We start from the raw sequence: 2,759 nt of genomic DNA on the forward strand, positions 1-2,759 counted from the left end.
ACAGGCCAGCTCAGCCTGACCAAAAAAGATCAATAAAAAAGCCCCTTCCCATAAGTTTGGCGACTCAGGAAGGAGCAATGGATTGAATCGTTTAATTAAAAACATTACAAAACTATGAAAAAATCCTATAATACTATAGGAAGCACGGTTTGCGCCTTCATGCTGACAGTCATATGCAGCAATGTAAAGGCTCAGACCAGAACCATTACGGGTACCGTAACCGCAGACAACAAACCCCTTTCGGGAGTTTCTGTCTCACAGCAGGGAAGTGATCAGACAGCTGTTACCAATGACAAAGGAAACTACATCCTTCAGGTCAGCAGAGAAAATCCCGTCCTCATTTTCCGCCACCCCGATTACGCAGAACAGCGGAAAACCTTAGGCACAGCCTCTATCCTCAACCTTAACCTTAATCTCAACCTGAAAAACATAGATGAGGTTGTCCTCAACGCCGGTTACTACAAGGTAAAAGACCGGGAAAGAACCGGAAGCATCGCTAAAATTTCTGCAAAGGAAATAGAAAACCAGCCTGTCACAAATGTACTGTCAGCAGCGCAGGGAAGAATGGCAGGCGTCAGCATTACCCAAAACTCGGGAACAGCAGGCGGAGGTTTCGACATCCAGATCAGGGGCAGAAACAGCCTCCGTACCCGTACCAATTCAGAGACCGACGGCAATCAGCCCCTTTACATCATCGATGGCGTTCCCGTAGGCGGCGGAGTCAATTCACGCTACGGCGGAACCGTACTTGCTTTGGCCAATGTCAATCCGCTGAACTCCATCAGTCCCAACGACATCGAAAGCTTCGAAATACTTAAAGATGCCGATGCCACGGCGATCTACGGATCAAGGGGAGCCAACGGCGTTGTTTTGGTCACCACAAAAAAAGCCAGAAAAGGCGGATTGCGTCTTACCCTCAATTCCTCTTACGGACTGAGCCACGCCGTTTCCGGACTGGAAATGATGAACACGGAGCAGTACATCAACATGCGCCGGCAGGCATATGCCAATGACAACATTTCAGCCTATCCGGCCATTGCCTACGACATCAACGGCACCTGGGATGAAAACAGATTCACCGACTGGCGGAAGGAACTCATCGGGAATTACGCTGATATAACCAATACCCAGTTTTCCCTCAGCGGAGGAAGTGAAAATACATCCTACCTGATTAGCCTCGGCCACAGTCAGCAGACTACCGTTTTCGGGGAAAACTTCAGGTACAGAACCAATACTGTTTCCGGAAATATTTCCCACAGATCGGCAGACAGGAAATTTACCTTCAACATGTCCAACCTGTTTTCTGCGCTGGACAACAATATCCTCACATCAGATGTTACCGCAGCCTCCTATATACTGTCTCCCAATGCACCGGCACTGTATGACAGCAGCGGCAGCCTGAATTGGGAAAACAGTACTTTTGCCAACCCTCTGGCCAACTACAGGAATACCTATTCCAATGACCAGCTTCAGTTCCTCAGCAACATCAGCGCGGAATATGAACTGCTTAAAAACCTGAGACTGAAGGTTAACGGAGGCATGACCTACCAGACCTTTGAGGAATGGTCACTCAGACCCCACACTGCCAATGATCCTTCTTTCGGAATGACCTCCGCACAGTCAGCTGCTTCAAAAAGCAATCAGGACAGATTCTCAATGGTCATCGAACCGCAGCTCAGCTGGTTCTTCAAAAAGGGCAACCATCAGACAGACATCCTCGCAGGAGGAACCTACCAGCGGGATACCAACAGCACATCCGCCATTCAGGGATTCGGTTTTGAAAGCAACCTCTTCATCAGCAACCTCGGAGCGGCACAGACCAAAACCGTATCGGATGCCGTGACCACTGAATACCGTTATGCAGCAGTGTTCGGCAGAATCAACTATCAGTATGCAGGAAAGTATATCCTCAACCTGACCGGAAGAAGAGATGGCAGCAGCCGTTTCGGTCCCAACAACAGATTCGCCACCTTCGGGGCAGCCGGTGCCGCCTGGATCTTCACAAAGGAAAACTTTCTGAAAGACAACCGCTTAGTCAGCTTCGGAAAACTGAGGGCAAGCTACGGTTCCTCAGGAAGCGACAACATCGGGGAAAACCAGTACCTGAATACCTACATCACATCCACTTTAATCTATAATGGAGTAGTGGGTCTGCTGCCTTCAAGACTCTATAATCCGGATTTCAGCTGGGAAAAAACCCTGAAGTTTGAAACCGCCCTTGAACTCGGTCTCTTTAAAAACCGCCTGAATCTGACGGCAGCATACTACAGCAACCGTTCATCAAACCAGCTTCTCGGCTACCAGCTTTCCGCAGTAACGGGATTCACATCGGTACTCGCCAATCTGGGTGCCACCGTTCGGAACAGAGGATGGGAATTTGATCTTAAAGGAGATCTGATACAGAACGGCTCATTTTCATGGGATGCAGGATTCAACATTACATTTCCGGAGAACAGACTTCTTTCATTTCCCGGTCTGGAAGGTTCTTCCTATGCCAACACCTATGTTGTCGGTCAGCCGGTCAACATCATAAAACTGTATCAGCTCAACGGCATTAATCCTGCCACGGGACAGTATATTTTCACAGACTTTAACGGTGACGGCAAAATCTCCTCTCCCGATGACAGACAGGTGATCAGAAACCTCGGTCAGAAATTCTACGGAGGATTCACCAGTGACCTGAGATACAGAAACTGGAATCTGTCCGTGCTCCTTCAGTTTGTAAAACAGGAAAGCAGAAACTACAACAGCACCATGCC

General features: G+C 48.7%; 1 protein-coding gene. It reads left to right on the forward strand.

Features of this window, described 5'->3' with window-relative positions:
• Positions 1-114 precede the first annotated feature (114 nt).
• Positions 115-2,759, forward strand: a 2,645-nt coding sequence (locus IC610_RS19885; protein WP_191738620.1) for a SusC/RagA family TonB-linked outer membrane protein, incomplete at its 3' end; no start/stop codon positions are given.

The sequence above is a fragment of the Chryseobacterium caseinilyticum genome (assembly GCF_014837145.1).
GTDB classification, from domain to species: domain Bacteria; phylum Bacteroidota; class Bacteroidia; order Flavobacteriales; family Weeksellaceae; genus Chryseobacterium; species Chryseobacterium caseinilyticum.